At 43.4% G+C, this 20,119-nt stretch carries 21 protein-coding genes; 4 read left to right on the forward strand and 17 right to left on the reverse strand.

Annotated features, from left to right (window positions below; all coding sequences use genetic code 11):
- Nucleotides 1–12 precede the first annotated feature (12 nt).
- Nucleotides 13–1,539 (forward strand): ABC transporter substrate-binding protein, encoded by a 1,527-nt coding sequence (locus NYE54_RS25690; RefSeq protein WP_339267156.1) that lies wholly within the window; start codon nt 13–15, stop codon nt 1,537–1,539.
- A gap of 171 nt (nt 1,540–1,710) precedes the next feature.
- Here the strand turns inward: NYE54_RS25690 and NYE54_RS25695 are convergent, their stop codons facing one another.
- The 4 genes from NYE54_RS25695 to NYE54_RS25710 all read right to left on the reverse strand — a co-directional run bounded on the left by NYE54_RS25695 (nt 1,711) and on the right by NYE54_RS25710 (nt 4,192).
- On the reverse strand, nt 1,711–2,142 hold the full coding sequence (locus tag NYE54_RS25695) for a DnaJ family domain-containing protein (RefSeq protein ID WP_339267158.1): 432 nt from the start codon (nt 2,140–2,142) through the stop codon (nt 1,711–1,713).
- A 184-nt stretch (nt 2,143–2,326) separates the two neighbouring features.
- A complete protein-coding gene (locus NYE54_RS25700; protein ID WP_339267160.1) occupies nt 2,327–2,953 on the reverse strand; it encodes an ABC-2 transporter permease in 627 nt (208 codons plus the stop codon).
- Nucleotides 2,946–3,812: an ABC transporter ATP-binding protein gene (locus NYE54_RS25705; protein WP_339267161.1), complete on the reverse strand. Its 867-nt coding sequence runs from the start codon at nt 3,810–3,812 to the stop codon at nt 2,946–2,948. Before NYE54_RS25705 ends, NYE54_RS25700 begins: the two co-directional genes overlap by 8 nt.
- Nucleotides 3,809–4,192: a GntR family transcriptional regulator gene (locus NYE54_RS25710; RefSeq protein WP_326119361.1), complete on the reverse strand. Its 384-nt coding sequence runs from the start codon at nt 4,190–4,192 to the stop codon at nt 3,809–3,811. The genes NYE54_RS25705 and NYE54_RS25710 overlap by 4 nt, the downstream gene beginning before the upstream one ends.
- A gap of 368 nt (nt 4,193–4,560) precedes the next feature.
- Between NYE54_RS25710 and NYE54_RS25715 the strand changes: the two genes are divergently transcribed.
- The 3 genes from NYE54_RS25715 to NYE54_RS25725 all read left to right on the forward strand — a co-directional run bounded on the left by NYE54_RS25715 (nt 4,561) and on the right by NYE54_RS25725 (nt 7,667).
- A complete protein-coding gene (locus tag NYE54_RS25715; protein WP_339267163.1) occupies nt 4,561–5,025 on the forward strand; it encodes a MarR family transcriptional regulator in 465 nt (154 codons plus the stop codon).
- Nucleotides 5,026–5,083: 58 nt separating this feature from the next.
- Nucleotides 5,084–5,911: an NmrA family NAD(P)-binding protein gene (locus tag NYE54_RS25720; protein WP_339267164.1), complete on the forward strand. Its 828-nt coding sequence runs from the start codon at nt 5,084–5,086 to the stop codon at nt 5,909–5,911.
- A 145-nt stretch (nt 5,912–6,056) separates the two neighbouring features.
- Entirely contained in the window at nt 6,057–7,667 is a 1,611-nt protein-coding gene (locus NYE54_RS25725; protein WP_339267166.1) for a GMC family oxidoreductase, read from the forward strand.
- 279 nt (nt 7,668–7,946) lie between these two features.
- On the opposite strand, the gene NYE54_RS25730 is transcribed toward NYE54_RS25725, so the two are convergent.
- The 13 genes from NYE54_RS25730 to NYE54_RS25790 all read right to left on the reverse strand — a co-directional run bounded on the left by NYE54_RS25730 (nt 7,947) and on the right by NYE54_RS25790 (nt 19,983).
- Nucleotides 7,947–9,425, reverse strand: a complete 1,479-nt coding sequence (locus NYE54_RS25730; protein WP_339267168.1) for an oligosaccharide flippase family protein — start codon at nt 9,423–9,425, stop codon at nt 7,947–7,949.
- Nucleotides 9,426–9,526: 101 nt separating this feature from the next.
- Nucleotides 9,527–10,630, reverse strand: coding sequence for an amidase domain-containing protein (locus tag NYE54_RS25735; protein WP_339267170.1), 1,104 nt, complete (start codon nt 10,628–10,630; stop codon nt 9,527–9,529).
- A gap of 31 nt (nt 10,631–10,661) precedes the next feature.
- A complete protein-coding gene (locus NYE54_RS25740) occupies nt 10,662–11,342 on the reverse strand; it encodes a class F sortase (RefSeq protein WP_339267172.1) in 681 nt (226 codons plus the stop codon).
- A 62-nt stretch (nt 11,343–11,404) separates the two neighbouring features.
- A complete protein-coding gene (locus NYE54_RS25745) occupies nt 11,405–11,683 on the reverse strand; it encodes a hypothetical protein (protein ID WP_339267173.1) in 279 nt (92 codons plus the stop codon).
- A 256-nt stretch (nt 11,684–11,939) separates the two neighbouring features.
- Entirely contained in the window at nt 11,940–12,275 is a 336-nt protein-coding gene (locus NYE54_RS25750; RefSeq protein ID WP_339267175.1) for a hypothetical protein, read from the reverse strand.
- A gap of 60 nt (nt 12,276–12,335) precedes the next feature.
- Nucleotides 12,336–12,872 (reverse strand): GNAT family N-acetyltransferase, encoded by a 537-nt coding sequence (locus NYE54_RS25755; RefSeq protein WP_339267177.1) that lies wholly within the window; start codon nt 12,870–12,872, stop codon nt 12,336–12,338.
- Nucleotides 12,873–12,934: 62 nt separating this feature from the next.
- Complete coding sequence (locus NYE54_RS25760) at nt 12,935–13,657, reverse strand: tyrosine-protein phosphatase (protein ID WP_339267178.1); 723 nt, start codon at nt 13,655–13,657, stop codon at nt 12,935–12,937.
- Between the two features lie 626 nt (nt 13,658–14,283).
- Nucleotides 14,284–15,495: a PQQ-binding-like beta-propeller repeat protein gene (locus NYE54_RS25765; protein ID WP_339267179.1), complete on the reverse strand. Its 1,212-nt coding sequence runs from the start codon at nt 15,493–15,495 to the stop codon at nt 14,284–14,286.
- A gap of 138 nt (nt 15,496–15,633) precedes the next feature.
- Nucleotides 15,634–16,026: an ASCH domain-containing protein gene (locus NYE54_RS25770; RefSeq protein WP_339267181.1), complete on the reverse strand. Its 393-nt coding sequence runs from the start codon at nt 16,024–16,026 to the stop codon at nt 15,634–15,636.
- Between the two features lie 224 nt (nt 16,027–16,250).
- On the reverse strand, nt 16,251–16,733 hold the full coding sequence (locus NYE54_RS25775; RefSeq protein ID WP_213643654.1) for a hypothetical protein: 483 nt from the start codon (nt 16,731–16,733) through the stop codon (nt 16,251–16,253).
- Nucleotides 16,730–17,527 carry a DUF3100 domain-containing protein gene (locus NYE54_RS25780; protein WP_339267184.1) on the reverse strand — a complete coding sequence of 266 codons (798 nt, stop codon included), beginning with the start codon at nt 17,525–17,527 and terminating at the stop codon, nt 16,730–16,732. Before NYE54_RS25780 ends, NYE54_RS25775 begins: the two co-directional genes overlap by 4 nt.
- 22 nt (nt 17,528–17,549) lie before the next feature.
- Complete coding sequence (locus NYE54_RS25785; protein WP_339267186.1) at nt 17,550–18,812, reverse strand: M20/M25/M40 family metallo-hydrolase; 1,263 nt, start codon at nt 18,810–18,812, stop codon at nt 17,550–17,552.
- Nucleotides 18,813–19,125: 313 nt separating this feature from the next.
- Nucleotides 19,126–19,983: a hypothetical protein gene (locus tag NYE54_RS25790; RefSeq protein ID WP_339267188.1), complete on the reverse strand. Its 858-nt coding sequence runs from the start codon at nt 19,981–19,983 to the stop codon at nt 19,126–19,128.
- Between the last annotated feature and the right edge of the window lie 136 nt (nt 19,984–20,119).

Consider the following 20,119-nt stretch of genomic DNA (forward strand, 5'->3'; position numbering starts at 1 on the left):
AGGAGGATACCGATGATGTTTAAGCACCCAAGAAGGCCCAAACGCATCTTCATGATCATCAGTCTCATATTGCTGCTCACATCCTATACAACCGGCTGCTTCCGGCAGCCTGGATACAACGACGAAACATATGATGGGGACACGGTAAACCTGATCTATTATACGATCGGAGAGCCTGACAAGGATCTGCAGCTCGTCAATGATAAAATCAATGAAATCATGGCTCGTAAAATCGGTGTGACGATCACTTATGTCAAGGTAAGCTGGCAGGAGTATGAAGATCGGCTGAACACGCTGATATCCGCCGGAAGTCCATTTGATATTGCTTTTGCACCCGATTATGCAACCACCGCTATGCGCGGCGCCTGGCTGAAGCTGGATGACTATCTTGCCGGCCTTGGCAAGGAAATGTACGATGCCATTGACCCCACCTTTTGGCAAGGGGTACGTATGAACGATGGCAGCATTTACGGTGTGCCGACCAATAAAGAGTTAGCCGTGCTTGATCAGTGGATGTATCCCGCTTCCATCGTGAGTAAATATAATATCGATATTACCAAGTACAATACGCTGGAATCGCTTGAACCGCTGCTTCGGATGATTCATCGGGAAGAGCCGACATACATCCCCATGGAATTGGATCGGGATTCCCACAATTTCTTCGCTCTCCATGGATACGAATATATTATGAACCATAAATTGCCCTTGATGATCAAATCACTGGACCCGAGCGCTCAGGTGGTGAATATCTTCGAAACCAAGGAAGCGCGGCAGGTGTTAGATACGTTGCGGCGTTATTACAAGGAAGGCTTCATTAATGAGGATGCCGCACTGCGAGAGCCTGGAGGACTTAAACGAGGGGCCAAAGTGTTCTGGAAGTCTTCAGGCGGCGGTCCGCTCTCGGAGACGACTTGGAGTAAGGATCGCGGCTACAAGATTGTAGCGAATCCCGTAACCCCAAGCACCGTCACAACGGAATCCGTCCGGGGCGGCATCATGACCGTGAACGCCAATACGAAGCATCCGGTGGAATGTATTAAATTCCTGAATTTGCTCAATACGGACCCGGAAATACGAAACTTATTTAACTATGGGATTGAAGGCGTGCACTATACACTGGATAAACAAGGGCAAGTCGTTCTAACTACGGACAAGGACAGCGATGGCAACCCGATTCCGGATGCGCCTGCAAGCCGCTATTCAGGAGTACAGTACACGCAGGGGAATTGGTTTATCCTGAAAACCATGGGCGGCGATAACCCGGACCCCCTCGACAAATGGGATCAATTTCGCAAATACAACGCAGGCGTCGTCAAGTCCAACGTGCTCGGCTTTACACCCGATCTATCCCAGCTGACCGCCCAAACCGATAACATCGAGATGGTCTGGCATAAATATTATCCGAGTCTCATGACAGGCTCCGTCGATGTGGATACAATCCTCCCCAAGTTTAATGAGGAGCTGAAGCAAGCCGGCATGGACGACGTACGACATGAAGTGCAGAAGCAGCTGGATGCTTGGCGGGGTGAGATGAAGTGAGTATTGACAGCTTTTGCTTCCTGTGATCGGGTCGACCTTGGCCTCCACATTGAGACATGATCCTATTCAAAAGAGACCCTGAAGCGGATAGCTTCAGAGGTCTCTTTCGCCGTTTTTTCACTTGGTCCCCTATACGGTGACGGGGAAAAAGCACATTTTTGAAGTAAGTAGCTATTCCCATTTATCGTAGGCTGCGTGCAAATTAACTTCGGATAGGAGTCCTTTTTGCAGTTGTGGATTCGGAACCATTCGGTTGTACTTTATAATCTTTTGATTGATGGCCTCGAACGCTGTCTCCGGAATCGCAGTTGACTCCGGGCGGTCCAAGAGCCGCTTGATGTCGGCGGCGATTTCTTTTCTCAGCTCCACCCATGCTGGCTGGTAATTCGCATTCTTCATGATCCCGGTTAGAACATCCCCGTCTTCGATCTTAATCGGCTTTCCCTTTAACGGTGAATCGTCAAAGCCGCCTTCTCTGGCAAATTTGTCGACGGCCGATTCCAGAAGCCCGCTGCTGGTCGACATGTAGCGTCGTTCCTTTTCTTCACTTTGATCTTCTTCGGGAGCAAGAGCTGATTCTTTTGGGTCATCGTTCAAATCCATTCAGTCACCTCCGTCTTACATATCAGGGAAATAGATTCTATCCTTCGATGAAATGTTAACAAAATATTGAATTACCCAAAATATAACATACTGCGTCTGAAGTTAACAATTCCCTTGAGCGTGTATGATTACATCATTTGGGCTCGCCAGTAACGGCAAAAATCATTATGAATCCGCGGAGATTCTATAGGTCTTTTCTAGTAAAGAGGCTTATCGTTAAGAAATAGGAAGCGATGAATACAACTACGATACCGATTAGGATAAGAAGTAATGTTTGATCGTTAATGAGACCTTTCTCACTCACCATATTCATTAGCACCGCTGCAGGTTGTGCCAGGATAATTAGGGAGACCATGAATACTGCATTGATAATTCCGGCTCCTTTTTTACTAAGTGCGTAAAAAAGAGGCATATAGATAGAAATGAGAACAAGCAGCATTCCTACTGAAACCAATAGGGACAGTACCGTATAGTCTGGCTTTTCAAGCTGTGGGAATGAAAGCTTAATGAGTCGGTGAATCCCGTAAGAAGCAATGACTCCAAACAATGTATAGATGATGGCTGTTATGTATTTGGCTTGCACAATATGTTTGCGACTAATCGGCAGCGTGACCAGAAATTTATGATTATGGTTTTTGATATCGATCATCGTAGCTAGAATGATGGAGCCGAAAGCCGTATAGATTCCTACAAAATAAATGGACATTTCACTTTTGGGTATAAAAGCGAAACTGAATACAGCGAGATAAAGAAGAATCGTCCAAAGTGAGCTTTTTAAAGCGATAAAGTCTTTACGAAGCAAATTAAGCATGAACTCGTCCTCCCTTGGCCGTGAAATACATGATGTCTTCTAAGGATGGTTTTTCTAAAATAGCATTATTGCCGAACAGCTTCGCGGCCTTGCGTCTATTATCTACTAAGCCCTCAAAACCAAGCGCCGTCTCACGAATCCCGATAAATTCCTTTCGAATATCCGAATCAATCAGTTGTAAGTCGCCCTTCACGATCGCGTATCTCTCAAGCACATCATCTTTTGCTTCATTGAATACGAGTTTTCCGTCATTGACGAAAGTAATATAGTCAGCAATGCGATCCAAATCCGCTGTAATATGTGTCGAGAAGATAATCGTATTTTTTTCGTCCTGCATCATATCCGCCAGTAGATCGAGCATTTCCCTTCTGAACACAGGATCGAGTCCGGAAGTCGGCTCATCCATGACCAGGAGCTCAGCCTCATGGGATAAGGCAATGGCAAGGGAGAGTTTGATCTTCATTCCCTTAGATAAATCTTCAACCTTCTTCTTAGGAGACAATTCGAATTGTTCGAGGTGGCGGTTAAACTTCTTTTCATCCCAATGGCTGTAAAAAGGCGCAATCATTCTCTTCGTATCACGAATCGTAAGATGCTCATAATAGAAGCAATCATCTGTGACGATGCCAATGCGCTGTTTAATTTCGACTTCATGTTTAGGCATATCAAGGCCGAGTATTTTTACACTGCCGGAATCGGGACGGATCATGCCAAGCATCATCTTGATTAAGGTGCTTTTACCAACACCATTCGGACCAATGAGTCCGGTAATGTAGCCTTGTTTCACATCCAGTGAAACATGATCGACTTTAAAAAGAGGGTATGTTTTTGTTAAATTTCGTAATTCGATTGCATTCATGGCGTTTGTTCCTCCTCGAACAGTAAAGTCAGATGATCGATTACATCTTGTTGGCTCATGTTTAATTCCTTGCTTTCTCGAATGATATTCATCATTTTCTCTTCTAATCGCTTCATGCGCTGCTCCCTGATGAAATCTTTATTCGCCCCTGATACGAAACACCCCTTACCTACGACCGAATCGATTAGTTTTTCGTTCTCCAATTCTTCATAGGCACGCTTAGTCGTAATAACACTAACCTGCAAATCCTTAGCAAGTTGCCTTATAGAAGGGAGACTGTCACCTGCGCTCAATTCTCCGCTCAGAATACTCTGTCTAATCTGGTTCATAATCTGTATGTAAATCGGATCGCTCGATGCGTTGGATAATATGATTTTTATGCCGTTCACCTCACTGCTGTTAATCAAGTATATAGTGTATATATATAATATATACACTATTCTCTCTTGTGTCAATTCATCCATCTGGGCAGTCATTCTTGTCTACTTCGATTAAAAATAAAAAAGCCGCGGGTTACGCAACTTTGTATGGGTGTATGTTCTTGTCTCCGACAGGGCCATCTTATGGCATACTCAACTTCATTTATTGTTACTGGAGTGCCGATGCATCCCGAATCAAATAGGCTGCTGCTTCAGCTGAAAATTTCCCCTTTTTCTTTTAAGAGCTGGAACGAACGGATTAGGGAATTTCGTCGATTGACAATTGCCCCAGTTAGAATTACATTGAATATAGTTAAGCACTTAACTATATGGAAGGCGTGATCACTTTGAATGACCTGCAACAATACGTGCTGGATTTGCCGCTGCCTACCCTTGCTTTCTTCACACTGGTGGAAACAACGGCAAAACTGGTCGACGTATCCGAAAGCTACTGGAAAGCGCAAGGGCTGAACGGAGCCAGAATACGGATTTTAGTTGAACTTATGAAAGAAGGAGGGACCATGCTTCCCTCCAAGCTAGCACAAAAAATCGGTGTAACCAAACCCAATATCAGTCTGCTGCTTACCCCCTTGGAAAATGAAGGCTTCATTCGTCGGGATAACCATCCCCAGGACGGTCGAAAGTTGGTCATCACCATTACAAGTGAAGGTCAGCGTCTATTGATCCAAAACCTGCCCGCGAACAGGCAGCGGATTTCCGATAAAATGAACGTGCTGAATGATCATGAATTAAAGCAGCTCCTAGACCTTCTCCAAAAATTAAAAGAAGCGTAACGGTCTTTTACGCCCATTTAGTTAAGCACTTAACCCAATATGGAAAGGATGACATTCGATGTCTACCGTAATTACAGGAGCCAATGGCCGGCTCGGCCGTTTCATTATCAAAGAGCTTCTTCACCGTGTTCAGCCCGATCAAATCGTTGCTTGCGTTCGCCATATGGAGTCCGGAAAATCATTGAAGGAGCTGGGAGTTGCTGTCCGTTTCTGCGATTACGACGAACCTGCCTCCTTGAAGGAGGCATTCGCCGGCGCCTCGCGGCTGTTGTTCATTTCTAGCCCCCATCCCGATGATACCGTTCGTTTGCGGCAGCATGCCCATGTGGTTGAAGCTGCAAAAAAAGCGAACGTTGGCCATTTTTTATACACCGGCTTCGCCTTTCCTGAACATAGTGACATTTCAATGACTCATTTGCATTTGGCTACCGAGCATGCCATTCGCACAACCGGAATTCCTTATACTTTTCTTCGCAGTGGTTTGTACATGGACTTTATTGAAGCGCTGGATTTGAATACAGTCATGTCAACAGGGATTCTTCACATCCCTCCAGGATCGTGGAAATTCAACGCTGTTACGCGCTACGATCTGGCGGCCGCCATAGCGGGGGTAATACCCGGTGAGGACCATTGGAATAAGACTTATGAGCTTGTTGCGCCAGCCGCTTGGAGTTTCAACGATTTGGTCTCCACTCTTTCAGAGCTAACGGGCAAACCGATATCCCTATGTCCCACCTACGAGGTGCAACATTGGATATTTAGCTTTTTAAGAAAAATCGATACGGCTTCAACTTCTGGCGATCTGGAGAATTTGTTGGAACGTCCGGTAACAACGCTTAAAGAAATACTCAAATCTTATATCGGGACAGAAGTCAGATCTGACTGATGATAAAATCGGGACGAAAGTTTCTACGATGATCTCCATTTGGATTAACGATTAGCCCTTCACCATCGGACCGATACAGTATTAGTCACATTTGTCAGAACAAATTAATATTCTGAATTAGTTCATTTCCAGAAGGAGTGCGTTAATGAAGAAAAAATTAACCTATGATTACATTGTGGTAGGCACAGGCCCGGCAGGAGCCGTTATCGCAAAGTCACTCACTGATGATATGCGAACTTCCGTGCTTGTATTAGAATCCGGTGGAAATCATGACAAAGACAAACCGATCAAGGATTCAACCTTTGCGCTTGAGCTTGAAGAAGATTTCTTTCCAAATTACTTTTGGCAGGGAGAAGGCAGTCCCCAAGAAGCACTTGATGGACGCGCATTCGAATGGACGACGGGGCGGCTCTCGGGCGGTGGCTCTTCAATAAACGGAGAGCAATATGTACGACCGACAGCTGCCGTGCTCCAAAAGTGGGAACGACTGCTCGGACCTCTATGGTCACCTGATAAAGCCACACGACGATTCAAAGCTTTGGAGAATTATAACGGTGATACTACAAATTTCGAAGCTCGGGGGTATCGAGGAAGAATCAACATTAGGCAAGCTCCTGAAACTCCAACACCGATGGCACACAAGCTGACATCTGCGATCGAACGGGCATCAGGTTTTCCCATCATTCTTGACTATAATAATCCGGATACTCCTCTGGGACCGTTCACCCGTTGGCAATTATATCAACAACCTGATGGTCGTAGGGAGAGCTCTTCCACTGCCTTCCTGTCATCGGATATTATGACGCCAGCAGGTCGTGGTGTTAGTAACCGAAAATTAACTGTAATGTTTCGGACAACGGCTCTACGTATTCTCTTCTCCGGTAAACGTGCCGTTGGCGTTGAGTATTTGAAGGATGGCAAATGCATCCGTGCGTATTCGCGTAAAAAAGTTATTATATCTGCAGGGATAAATAGCCCTCAGTTGTTAATGTTGTCTGGAATTGGACCCGCTAAAAAATTGAAAAAGGCTGGAATCCCTGTCATCTTCGATAACCCAAACGTTGGACAAAGGTTAAAAAACCATACGCTAAATTCCGCTGTATTTACTACCAATTCAGAAGATCGTCCCCTCCCTTCCCTAGATCCAAATGCACTTTATACGGGAGGAGCTTTCTTGCCAGATCCATCTGGTATCGACCCGGATGAACGGGCGGTTCAACTCATTGGCATCGGATCTGAAGAAGAATTGACGATAGCGATTTTGTACTTGCGGCCAAAGAGCAACGGGGATATCCGCTTACAAAGCAAAGATCCGCTAAATATTGTATTGGCAGACGAAGGATTTCTCTCGAATCCAGACGACATGGAAGCTGTAAAAAGAATTTATCGAACGTATATCAGAGACATTGCCCTAGAGTTGGAAAAGATCGATTCTTCGTATCAGCTCCTATCCCCAACATTCGATGTGATTGATGATGATGACAGGCTTGAAGAATTTATTAAGGAAAATTTCGATCACAATCACCATCAGCAAGGCTTTTTGCGTATGGCTCCTTTATCGAAAGGTGGAGTCGTTGACCGTAGAGGAAATGTGCATGGAGTTCAGGATTTGGTCGTTGCAGATGCGTCCATAGTTCCATTTACAGTCGATGGAAACACGTCTTCTGCTGCATATCTTATCGGCTATACCATAGCCAAGCAATTAGGTAAACGCAAAAAAAATCAACGAGGTTGTAAGGAAGTGGGGGATGAATAAAAGCAGGCTCTTTCGCAACCAACTTCACCCATGAGTGCCCCTCCTTTTCAACGTTATGATTCATAATTATTCGAAATTTTATAAAGTTGACACGGCGATTTGTTATTTAGACACACCGGAAAACAAAGACCCTCTAACCGAATATAACGGGGGCTCTATGCAAAGAACCCTGCAGAATAATACCGCAGGGTTTCTTTGCACATATCCAATCAGAACCATGTGAAAGTGAAGAGCCGGATAAACTGGACTATTTCAACTTCGAAATCATGCAAATACCAGTTATGTATCAGACTTAAAACGAATAACCGCATAAATTAGACTGCAGCCGATATAAATGATCATTCCGATAACGATCTGTATTATTTCAGATTCTGAATGATGAGTATAATGATTAACAAGAAACATTATGAATATTAGGACTAGCGCATCTATTATCAATCGACTCCATTTTATCCTCTTCATCATAGGGATCATAGCAAGTAAATTACAGCATACTGCAATGAACTCCAAAGTGAGAATACCGACTGTTGCCCCCCTGTAATTTAACCCAGGTTTTGCTACAAGAAAGTAATGAACGATTAATGAAATACTTATTCCACTAATTAGACCAATTAACGGTACTTTTTTATACTCTTGGACCCAAAGTATGCTTGTGCTCACTTCACGTAAACCCACAAGCAATGGAACGATAAATAAAAATTGAATCGGTCTTGCCGCCTCAATTGTGCCAAATAAAATAAGTGAAATTTCCTTATTATAGACATAAAGAAACAGACTCGATATCCAGCCCCATATCCAGGATACCTTCAGTGCTATTCTGGTACGGAGATGAAAACGTTCATAGTTTCTTGCCTGCCAATCTGCTACCATTCTCATTGTTAATGTATGTGAAAGTGCAGCAGTGACCAGGGTTGGCATATAGGCTACAAGTGCAGCCATACCTGTAAGAACTCCAAATATTGCTGTTGCTTCTGCAGATGAATAACCCGCAGTTTGAAGTCTGTTAGGGATTATAATAGCGTCCAAAACATCAGAAAGCGGAATCAGCAATCTGGTAATGGATATAATGAAAGAACTGTGTATAAACCACTTTAATCTCTTTTGAAATTTAATGTCTGAATAACGGATTGGGGCTTGATTACCTTGTCGATTCACATATAGGTAATATGAAATTAATACTAAAAAAGCAGAAATCGCACCAAGCGATGTACTCAACATGCTGTTACCGGTTGCAATTGCAGGACCTTGAGGCAGGAAAAGAAAAACGATAGCTAGCATGAACAACACTCGAACTGCTTGTTCAATAATTTCGGAGACAGCAATTACATTGTATAATTCGATGCCTTGTAAATAACCACGAAGTAGACTTAACAATGGAACTGCAAAGAAGGCCGGGGCCAGAAAGTGAATGAAATAATAAAGCTGCTCGTTACCAAGCATTCTTGCTACCGTATCTGAATAATAAAAAGTAAGAGTAGTTGCGCATCCCCCTATAATGATTAAATAAATAGAAAAAATCTTGAACCATATCCAGCCTTGTGAGGGATGCTTCGCAGTGTACAAGGCTAATGCAGTTGGTAATCCGCCGGTTAGCAACATTAATCCTAACCCAAAATAGGAGTAAGCAATCTGAAAAAGCCCAATCCCCTCCGCACCAATAAGTCTTGTTAATGAGACTCTGCCGATTAAGCCGATTGCTTTTACCATCAAAATTGCACATATTCGGAATACCGTTTGTTTGATGAAAGAAGAGCTCATCATTTTCCTCCACTGCATAAGACTTGTCCGTATCATCCTATGACCATGAAGAAGGCGATATGAATGGTGCAACACTTTTATCTAGAATGCCAGTACATGTGCTAGTCGTTGATGTGAATCAAAATATATTTGGTATGTTTATCCCAGCCCAAATCAAAAGGCGCTCGGTAACGATCTGCAGTATGCGAATTAACCAGAGGATAACCGTTGGCATCAAATCCGGTTACTACTGAAAAGTGGTCAACGTCATTGTCTACAACATGAGCAATTAAATCACCCGGTAACAGTTTTGCAAAAGCGGTATCCGGATGTTTGCTTGTTGGTTTTATAAGTTCGGAGAAATATCCGGTTGCAATGACTTTTCCATAACCGGAGTGTACAATAAAGTTCTTAAAGGCATCCGTCTGAACCCAAGTTCGGGTCCCGCCTCCAGCATAGCGATAACGCCAAGGTCCCTTCATCTTGAGACCTCCACCCTCCGCCTGATCACCAACCACCTGGGAGGCAAAATTCGTGCAATCTCCACCTTTAACGTTATAATTCAAATATTTTGGATTGTACCGCCCATTATTGCCTGCACCCCAAGCAGTACCAGCATATTTATTGGCATATTCAACGGCTTTCTTTCTTTTGTAATTTTTCCCATCCCTTATAATTTCATTGTGAAGAGGAAAATACACAGTGCCTCCTGAAGTCCCTCCAATTAGTTTGGGGTTTTCTTCTATAGGATCAAGATACCACTCTTTAAACACAATCCAATTTCCATTCTTTTTTTTCAAAGTAATAGCATGCCAAGTACCAATACCAAAAGATTGGGTAGGCAAGATTTTATCTACATATATGTAGCTTAATTTTTGGGAATGAGCTAACGATACTTTCGCTGTATCCCCTTCCATTTGAATTCGGGTAACACGAATATTACTTTGAGAATCCGTAAAATGAATTCCTCTATAATTTCCCCATGTATTTAGATAGGTCTTTCTTTTTTCCTCTACTCGATATGCATTACGACTTGAATTATAAGCTTGATCGTAGTAACTCGTCATATTCGATGTTTTATTCACTAAAAAATTTGAACGAACAGCGAATAACTCGTTTAAATACTTTTTTATCTCATCCTCTGAAGGATTAGTGTTTGTGATGTGTGAACTTCCAAAAAGCAGCACTATTGTTGTGTATATACTGAAATAAACAGTTTTCGTCATTTTTTTCTCCCGTTTTCTCTACGTAGTATTGTTATTTTAACAACCGCGTATAAACGACTAGCCTCTTTTCATGCTCACCCTTTATTCGATCGTACTTTCCTGTACAAGTAATTAAATTTAACTGCTCTATATCGGTATCGCCGAATATTTTTTCGATAGGTGCTTGAGCTGTAGGGTAAGATTCTACCGCCACGACTTTGAAGACGAGATAATTCCCCTCATTGTCTGATAACACTACAGGTTCCCCAGGCTTTATCTTTTTAAGTGGGTAAAAAACAGCGGGGCCTGTATAATTGTCAACATGCCCTGCCAAAATAGCATTCCCCTTTTGTCCAGGCAAAATGCCATCTACAAACACGCCAGCTACCTTGCTTGATACGGGAGCATCCATCTGCCCATTCTCTAACAGTCCTACTGGTTCAACAGGGGCCTTTATACCAACCGATGGAACCCACACTTGGTTTGGTTTTATAAATACAGATTCTTCATCTTCATTTATTATGTTCTCTTCGTCTTGCTGCTTTGAATTTTTTACGGTTACACTTGGTTCTGCTTTCCCCTCGGAAATTTTTTTAGAGTAAGGCGACCCGGTTTGACGCAGGGGGGGAGGCGCTTTTTCAGAAGACTGCGATGCATGATAATGACAACCTGATAATAACAAAACAGGAAGAGTCATAAATACTATGAGTGTTAATTTGCGTTTATCATTCATTAGTATCATCCTTCGTTAAAAGAAAAGAGGAAAACCAAATTTCCCTCTTTTCGATCTTGATCTTACTCGCTCACGCCACCATAACCTGTTTTCGGTAATGCTTTTGGCTTAATGCTCTTGGTGTGCACTTTATGTGCTTTGCTTTTAGCTCGCATTTTGTGCTCTTTTGCTTTGTGTTCTTTCGTTTTGTGTTCTTTCGCATGCAGTTTGTGTTCTTTAGCTTGGTGTTCTTTAACATGCATTTTGTGCTGATGACTTTCCACTGGTGCTGCAGATGCGGTGATTGCCGAAGCTGAAAGGAACAAACAAGTTGACAAGGCAAAAATTGCTGTTTTTTTCATGTAAATACCTCCTTTGTTTTTTCCCCAATTTAGTTATCTACACAGTGGGTTGGAGTTATTGATGGTAATTTTGACCTGTTAAATAATCCGTCAAAATGAGGTGCTTTTGTGTCATTAGACATGAGCATGGTCATCGATCGATTGAGGATGGATAAAAAGAATCCCCTTAAAGCAGCGTTTAATGCGCCTACTTCAAGGGGATTCTTTCTCGAATCTTCAGATGTTTATGTTTTATCATATTCAACCACACGCTTTATTACATGATCAGGACACCGTTCAAGTCAACCAGACCCAATTGATAAGCCCTCATAATCGCCTCATACCGATGACGAGTGATCATACTCTGACCATTCTGTTGTTGATAAATGCGGTTATACTCTTCTTCATCAGACGGCGTCTGACGTGCAAAACCTGGATTAATCACGCGTTGATTATCAAGCGCTGTCATAAACTCTTCAAAAGTCATTGAACGGGAAGATTGAGGTTGTGAGCTGCCATTCAATTCATTTTGTAGACGGTTGACCAAAGTCAACTTGGTATAGGCCGCAAACTCTGGCGTGAACTTTCCGTTTATTACAGCTTGGCTTGTCATCTCATTTCATCTCCTTAATTATGATCATAGCTATACGTCTCTTTAGAAAATAGGAAGGTTTCAATCGCTTACCAACAATGAATACAGATCAAGATCGATCCATTGTCCCTTCGATTTTTCGGACTCTCGTAATGTTCCTTCAAGGGTAAACTTCAATTTTTTCAGGACCTTGGCGGAATTAATGTTTTCGGGTTGGACTTTTGCCTCTAATCTATGAAGCTTCAAATGATGAAAAGCGTTATCAATTAAACAAGAGATCGCCTCGGGAGCATACCCTTTACCCCAATAATCGAAATGGAGGTCATAGCCGATTTCTGCTTTGGCATGATCTAAGTCCAGGGAATTAAATCCACATGAACCAATAATATCATTGGATTCAGTTTCAATGATCGAGTAGCGAATGGCTTTATGTTCCTCCGCCAGGTTGTTAAGCAATACGATCATGTCCCTTGCCTCAGTTTGATCCGTGAAATGATCGATATTCATAAACTTGGTCACTTCCGGATTCGACCAAATTTGAAATAGCATAGCTGCATCTGCTAATTCCATTTTCCTTAATGTCAAACGCTCCGTGCTTAACTGTGTTGTCCATTTCATTTTTTTCGTTCCTTCTCCTTCATCATCTAGGTTTATAGCGCCTAGGTCTGCTGATTACACATTTAATGCTCTAGTCCATCAAGTAGATTTTGCTTTAAGGACTCGAGGCAGCTAAGAGGAATGCAACATCCCTTTAACAAATATTGTTCAATACTACCATACTGTTTCATAATCTCGTTTAGTACTTCTTCCAAATAGTCACGGCGCACTTCCAACATAGGCTTAATGCGTTCTGGTGGAATTCGGTACAGGCTCATTAATCGAATGAATTTCTCTATTTTTTTCATTTTAGGACCCATTCGTTCGTTGGAATACAAGTAGTCCATCATTACGGACTCATAATGTACCCCCAGAAATAATTGAATTATAGCCGTGACAAAACCAGTACGGTCCTTCCCTCCAGTACAATGGATCAAGGCGGGGACATTCCCCGCATCGGACAGCAGGCAAAAGATCTCCTTCATTTTATCCTTGCTACTGAAAGCCATATGATGATACATATCTTTCATCATTTGTTCAAAGTCCAAATTCTCAGAGTTGCTAACAAGAAGTTTCATGAATTCAAAATGGGTGAATTCCTGGCTCTTATCCTGAATGGATAGAGATTTAATCTCAATCCCCCGATTAAGCATTCGACTCTTTTTAGACTCTTGTTCTCTTACTGTTCTCAAATCACATATTAACTTCAGACGCAATTCATTCACGAGTTCGATATCACGTGTGGTCATACGTGATAACTCATCGGAACGAAATAGAATTCCGGTTTTTATTCGTTTTCCATCCATTGTGTGATGCCCTCCGATGTCCCGAAAATTAGTTAGGGAATCGAAAGATATGATGTTATTAGTTACTTCCACGTTTTTGGTTTTCCTTCCGCATTCGTTTTATTGTGATGTTATTATCAGACCGTGCTGCAATGAAACGTTTTGGTTGACAGCGATCCACTTCACTTTATCATAGTAATATGACTAATTAGTTTTGTAAAGAACCAACGATTCAAACCAGCTTTTAGTGTTGATCTTTTTGCATCCAAAAGCCCATAATGTCTCTTTTATTATTTACACTTAATGTAAACTTTGGGTCTTTCGTTTTCAAACCGGTCATATAGTTCAGAATCCTGTGCGGCATCATGACATCTAAAATGATCAGATCCACCTTTTGAACCCTAATAATTTCTAGAGCCTCTTGCCGCTATGAACGTAGAGAAGCGTAAAGCCTTCATTTTTCACATAGATTTCCATCAGTTTAATGATCGCGATTTCATCGTCCACCATAAGGATGGTTACTTCCGACATGGTTCCTCCTTAAAAAAGTGCTCCTAAACGTTATAGATCAAACGCCGGTCCCTTCACCTATCGAGAAGAAACCGGCGCTTGCTTGATATTATTAAATGAAATGGAGCCTATTCGCATTACCGGGAAGCGGCTGCTTTCTTCACACCGCTGATGTGTCCGCCATGCTGAACGACAAGCACGTCTTGGCCAATGAGGGTCGGCAATGGAACGCCTTTGTAATGAACGGAGGCCAGTGTTCGTCCAGTGTCCGTCTCCAGTGTTAACAGATTGCCATTCTCCAGCCTTATATAGGCGATGCCATTATCCCCGAGGGACCATTCGGACACCCCCGATTCAAACACGTAGGTTTTGTCCGGCTCGGACTTGGATCGGCTATCCATCGGAAAGCGGGAAACAACGGCTTTCTTTTGATTCTCATCATACTTTTCAATCACATAGAAGTAGTTTCCATCTGAAACGACATCGGATGCACTCTGAGCTTCCACGAAATCCACGGGTATGTAGGAATGGGTAGCCATTATTTTTCCGTTGTTCAGATTAATTTCATCGATATTGGCTGCATATCCGGCATCGATGCCTTCGGTTACATCACGCGTGTAGAACGACTTGCCATTCGAGAAGAGAATGTCCCGATGGTCTCCATCGGTCAGTGTCCATTTTACTTTGCCTGTCTTGGCGTCGATCCCTTGTAACCCACTAGTGGTCAGGGCGCCATTGATGGTGGTGGATGCGACAAGGATATTTCCCGTTTGGAGTAGATTGTACCCATAGTTGCTGCCCTTCAATTTCCACTTCACCTTACCGCTTGATGCGTTGTAAGCCGTCAGCCCATATTCATCCCCAACATAGATAACCCCGTCGGCTGCATGCAAGCTGAGGCTCACGTAGCTTTCTTTCTTTCCTGGCTGGGATTGTGTTTTAACTTTCCACTGCAGCTTACCGGTAGCGGCATTCAGCTTAATTAGCCGGCCTGTCGCATCTGTAAACCATACCGACTTATCATCCGTTACGGTCTGTGAGACGGCTGCGGCGGGATACGTCCAACGGGTTTTGCCTGCCAACGCGTCAAAGGCAACATATTTCTTACCCACTGTATAGTATAAATTATTCTTAATTAATGTTGCTTGGGTGTTGAGCCGACTTGGTTCTCCCAACGTCTTCGTCCAAATCGGTTTCAGGTTCAAGGTAGACTTGTCCACAACAGGCGCAGCGGCTGCGACATGCTCGGGCCCACCCGACAGAATGGAAGAGACTGGCGATGCGAGAAGAGCCACTGCCATACTTGTTGCGACGAGACGAGAGGCGGTTTTCTTTTGAATAATATACATGGATGTATTCCTCCTATGTCTAAATATACATATAAGACGATTAAACAAGGTTAAAGTTGCATTAAAATGATAAAAAAACCAAAAAAATATATGATTAACTCAAAATGGTTATTCGTTTGTTTCTTCTATACCTCAAAATCAAGTGACTAACTCGAACAATTCAACTATAAGTATCGTATCGTCGTTCAACTCATGAATGCCGTGCCAATCAGACTTATGATTTTCCTGAAATTGCTTAACGTTCTCTCCATTACCTTCGCCTCGTACCAGTCTTAAGTCTGGGTTCCCAAAAGTGGTTTCAAAAACTTCTATCACCTTAACCTTACATCGGGCATTCCCCTTTTTATCATAGACTGTCAACGTTTTCTTGACGGATTCGTACGTTTCATTTAGCTCCTCTGAAGAATATTCATCTTTTGGAGCGCAGGTCGCTGTTTTTTCGCCTCGCAATATTTGCTGAATCAACGTTTCGCCTAGGCCATTATCATCTTCCCAGCCAAAAATCATCTTATATTCCCTAGAATCAGACATTGTTAACTCTCCTTAAAACTTGTAATTTAAAACTCAATTGAAATGTGATAGTTATATTTTAATTTTAATGTGACTTATAAGTTTTTTTCAAGAACTATTAAGTATAGACGGATAATCTCCCCATTGGTCTGCAGCACTTCAGCATTGAATAAATAAGATATAAAAACAAATAGAAACCCGCCAGTCAACAAGGACAGGCGGGTTTCTAAAGAAATAGCATTCATTTACTTATTAGATAAATAGAGGCCGAGCTCTGATAACAGTGCACTTCCCACGTACGTTCCCGTGAACACGAAAACCGCAACGATTGCGACGCGCCACGATGTTTTGCGAAGATCAACCAGCCTGTCGGCAACGGAAATGCCGGCAAACGCCAAAATCGGGGTCGTAATGGACAAGAAATTGACGTTGGCGATGGCTTCCACGAACACATCCGAAATCAGGCAGCAGATAAGCGACACGATCGATACCCAGCCGAGAACCGGGAAGTCCTGCAAGAATTTCACCGGAGTCTTTTTCATGAGTAATGAGATCAAAACGCCAATGAATGAAAAAAGCCACAGCACGGCCAAGCCGGCAATCGTCCCTAACGTAATATGGCCTTCGCCGTTTTTGATGAACTTCATTTGCTCCGTAAATAAAATAAGACCAACGCTAAGCAGCAGGACGAGGGCGTATTTAGCGTATTTATTCAAACCGGTGCTCATTTCTTCTCACCTCTGACCATTAATTTGTACATAAACCGCTGCAGCGGCACCGCGAGAAATACCATCGTATACGTTCCGAGAAAGCTGGTAAGCAGCTGGCTCGCAGCAGCGTAGCTGTTAATGGTCTCCGTCATCTCAGGAGAATGCGCAACTAACGCGGAAGAAGAGCCTGTCATCATACTGGCGGAGCCGACGCCAGAGGACATGGCGAGCGCTTCGATTGAGAAGCCAGCGGCAAGCATGACAGGCGCAAGAATGCTGAAGAACAGCGTACCGAATAGGGTACCTATAATATAGAGGGACAGCACCCCACGGCCTTCGTCGGAGTCAAGTGTATATTTCTCGGATATGTAGGCGAGTTCCCCTTCCCTCCCGAGTCCAAGCGTAGCGCCGATAGCTTCCCTTCTCAGACCGAGCAGAATGGCGATTGGAAGTCCGAGCAGTATCGTACCCAAGTTACCGATTTCCTGAATGATGAACACCCAGCCTACTTTTAATATTTCTTCAATTTTGGGAGCGACATCAGCACCGTATCTCGCCATAAGTGGCAGCATAATGAAGATCAGATACTTGCTGGAGAAACCGACATTCTCCTTGCTGTAAATCTTCCTCATAAAACCTTTCCGGAATATCGACAAGCCGAGCACCATCGTGATCACAATGGCGAATACGAGCGGGAGCAGGCTTATTTTCACGGAGCCAACCTGGATCGACTGAATGCCGATAAATTCGGCAACCGCAATTACAATGAGCACGAATGCAAGCAAATATATATACTGTAGTTTTAACTTCATGCCATGTCCTCTTTTCTGTTTCTTAGTTAGAGCCAACAATCGACGCAAGGAGCTGCTCGTATTCAGCGAATGTACGGCGGTACAGCTTCGATCGGTCGATACGTCCGCTCATTCGCTCCAGAACCTGGGTTAAGAATCTCGGAAACACTTCGTAAATAAACTCGGGATCGATATCTTTAAAATCGTCGCCGTGAATCGTTCCTGTAAAGCCGCTGTATCCGATTTGAATACAAGGCATCATGAAGGCTAGGTCGCCAATGTCTCCTGCTGCGCTGATGGCGTTGTTGTTCCAAACCTTAGAGATCTCCTCGTTATCTTGGAACGCCTCCAGGACGAATTCGGACAAATACCGGTCCTGTACGAACGGCAAATATCCCATCTGCGTCTTAATCTCGACCTCGCCTTGAAGAGCCAGCGAGCTGCCCCTGGCCGCATCATCCATCTTGGAGGCCGCTTCCTTCATGTAGTCGACCGACTGAGTACGCAGATCGCTGCCAACCGTAATCCGATTAGGAATGACGTTTGTCGACATGTCGGACTCCAGAACGATCGGATTCATGCGGACCTTCTCACTGTCCTTCATTTGCTGCCTGCTCAGGCCTAACGCCACATTGAACAGGGTCGACATGCTGTAGGCATTTTTGGCGGAGAAGGGATCGAAACCCGCATGGGTTGCTTTTCCGGTAAACGTATAATGCTTGTATAGGAATCCAGCCAGGTCGCAGTTGATTTCTATCGTCCGTTCCGCAAACTCTCCACCCATGGCGTGTACGCATAGCCCAATGTCGATATCGTCGAACACGCCGAGTTTCATCGCTTCGGGTTTCCCTCCGTAATAGGAGATCTTACCGCTGGCGAGCAGCTTGTCCCTATAGGCGAGATCCAAATACTCCTCAGCAGGAATGAAAATAAACGTTATTCTATAATCCAGAGCTTCGTACGCCTTAGATTCAAAATAATGTTTGTATAAAGCCAGGGCGATCGCCACCTGCGTATAATGACCGCAATTGTGTGCCGCTCCCGTCGCCTTGTCTGATCGCCAATGAGTTGGAGCATATACGGCGTCCAACTCCGCAATAAAAGCGATGTTCAGCGGCTTGCCGCTGCCGAGGGTTGTCCGAAGCCCGGTTGTGCTGAATGATTGCAGCTCGATATCCGGATTAACCTTCTTCAGAAAATCCGACACCGTTTTATTGGTTTTAAATTCCTTGTAGCCAAGCTCAGGATTATCGAATATGGTTCGTGCTACATCTGCAATTTCTTCGTATTGTTCTTTAAAGTTCATAGCTGCCTCCTTCTTGTTGAAAATAATTCTAATGTTATTTTAGTTTTCTTAGTTATGTCAATAAAAATCACTTTATATTATTTTCCTATAAAAGTGATTATGATTTGATATAACTCTATCTTCCGCTTCATCTTCAATTCAACTGGTTGTTGACTCTTGCTGCCAAAGCAAAAACACCTCCAAGGTTGTCTCCATATCTCATGACATGGTTGCAATCTCTTGAAAGTGTTTTAATTTGTTTCACCTTATGGGGTCAGTCCCAGGGAACCCTTCAGGCTTTTTTTGTTGAGAGAATTGTTGAAGGATTTCAGTATTACAGGTACTGCACGGCGATGAAGAAGAACATACCGTCCGAATTGAAGTTACCTATAATAGTAGGGGCTCCTTTTTTCTCAAAAACAACGCGGTCAGATGGGAAAGCATCCTTCGTTGCTTCGTATCCGGTCAGATTAAGACCAAGCCAAGCTTCAGCCTGCTCTGTTGCTTTTGCCAACAGCTGCTTTTCGGTGAGCGCTTTGATGCTTTCTTCATATTTATCAATAACATCCTGATCCTTGCCATACAGATCATCTGCCAGGGCTCTAGCGTTCACACTCAGTACATCAAGAGTGTTTTTGTCGATCCCTATCCACGTTCCGAAATCACCGTCTACGAACATGAACTCATACACTTGTTTAGTCCCTTTTTTAATAAGAGAGACATTGGCCAACTCTCCTTGCTCCACACCCTCCAGTTTGTCGAAAACAGCTTCCGCAGCTTGTTGTATAGAAGAGTCTACCGCTTCCAGTTGGATTGACTCGGAGGTGTGACTGAGCTTGTCCTCATTGATGTGGTAGGTCAGATTGTCAGTGCTAATGCTAGCTCTACTAATTTTTCCTTTTGCATCCAAGATAACTTGGCTAAAAGGGGAATTTTTAACGGAATAGGACCATTCCTTCGTGCCGAAGGACTCACCTTTGTTAAGTTTATAGGCAGTCCCTGTTATTTTCTTTAATGTTTGCTCGGCTTTCTTGACTGCCGCAGCAGGTGCAGTTGTTGCAGCTTTTTCAGTTGCAGTAACCGTTGTTCCGACACTGGCTGCACTTGCCTGTGTTTGATAATATCCCATAGAAGTGGTACCAATGATTCCTGCTAGCGCTACTGAGCTGAGTACTTTGTAAACCTTTTTCATAATGGTTCCTCCATATTGTGTGATTTGTTTTACACCTATATAACAATCAAGAACCTGTCGATTGTGACACGGATTATTTTTGTTCCTAAAAGCATGCTTTTTGGAAGGCTAGAGTCCTTTCAGAGCCGTGAAACCA

Origin of the sequence: Paenibacillus sp. FSL K6-1330 (genome assembly GCF_037976825.1) — a bacterium.
In the GTDB taxonomy this organism is placed as follows: Bacteria; Bacillota; Bacilli; order Paenibacillales; family Paenibacillaceae; genus Paenibacillus_AQ.

Bases quoted from the DNA above. Each gene is read 5' to 3' on its own strand.
- NYE54_RS25690 (WP_339267156.1), top strand. From the start codon at position 13: ATGATGTTTAAGCACCCAAGAAGGCCCAAACGCATCTTCATGATCATC.
- NYE54_RS25695 (WP_339267158.1), bottom strand. From the start codon at position 2,142: ATGGATTTGAACGATGACCCAAAAGAATCAGCTCTTGCTCCCGAAGAA.
- NYE54_RS25700 (WP_339267160.1), bottom strand. From the start codon at position 2,953: ATGCTTAATTTGCTTCGTAAAGACTTTATCGCTTTAAAAAGCTCACTT.
- NYE54_RS25705 (WP_339267161.1), bottom strand. From the start codon at position 3,812: ATGAATGCAATCGAATTACGAAATTTAACAAAAACATACCCTCTTTTT.
- NYE54_RS25715 (WP_339267163.1), top strand. From the start codon at position 4,561: ATGGAAGGCGTGATCACTTTGAATGACCTGCAACAATACGTGCTGGAT.
- NYE54_RS25720 (WP_339267164.1), top strand. From the start codon at position 5,084: ATGTCTACCGTAATTACAGGAGCCAATGGCCGGCTCGGCCGTTTCATT.
- NYE54_RS25725 (WP_339267166.1), top strand. From the start codon at position 6,057: ATGAAGAAAAAATTAACCTATGATTACATTGTGGTAGGCACAGGCCCG.
- NYE54_RS25730 (WP_339267168.1), bottom strand. From the start codon at position 9,425: ATGAGCTCTTCTTTCATCAAACAAACGGTATTCCGAATATGTGCAATT.
- NYE54_RS25735 (WP_339267170.1), bottom strand. From the start codon at position 10,630: ATGACGAAAACTGTTTATTTCAGTATATACACAACAATAGTGCTGCTT.
- NYE54_RS25740 (WP_339267172.1), bottom strand. From the start codon at position 11,342: ATGAATGATAAACGCAAATTAACACTCATAGTATTTATGACTCTTCCT.
- NYE54_RS25745 (WP_339267173.1), bottom strand. From the start codon at position 11,683: ATGAAAAAAACAGCAATTTTTGCCTTGTCAACTTGTTTGTTCCTTTCA.
- NYE54_RS25750 (WP_339267175.1), bottom strand. From the start codon at position 12,275: ATGACAAGCCAAGCTGTAATAAACGGAAAGTTCACGCCAGAGTTTGCG.
- NYE54_RS25755 (WP_339267177.1), bottom strand. From the start codon at position 12,872: ATGAAATGGACAACACAGTTAAGCACGGAGCGTTTGACATTAAGGAAA.
- NYE54_RS25760 (WP_339267178.1), bottom strand. From the start codon at position 13,657: ATGGATGGAAAACGAATAAAAACCGGAATTCTATTTCGTTCCGATGAG.
- NYE54_RS25765 (WP_339267179.1), bottom strand. From the start codon at position 15,495: ATGTATATTATTCAAAAGAAAACCGCCTCTCGTCTCGTCGCAACAAGT.
- NYE54_RS25770 (WP_339267181.1), bottom strand. From the start codon at position 16,026: ATGTCTGATTCTAGGGAATATAAGATGATTTTTGGCTGGGAAGATGAT.
- NYE54_RS25775 (WP_213643654.1), bottom strand. From the start codon at position 16,733: ATGAGCACCGGTTTGAATAAATACGCTAAATACGCCCTCGTCCTGCTG.
- NYE54_RS25780 (WP_339267184.1), bottom strand. From the start codon at position 17,527: ATGAAGTTAAAACTACAGTATATATATTTGCTTGCATTCGTGCTCATT.
- NYE54_RS25785 (WP_339267186.1), bottom strand. From the start codon at position 18,812: ATGAACTTTAAAGAACAATACGAAGAAATTGCAGATGTAGCACGAACC.
- NYE54_RS25790 (WP_339267188.1), bottom strand. From the start codon at position 19,983: ATGAAAAAGGTTTACAAAGTACTCAGCTCAGTAGCGCTAGCAGGAATC.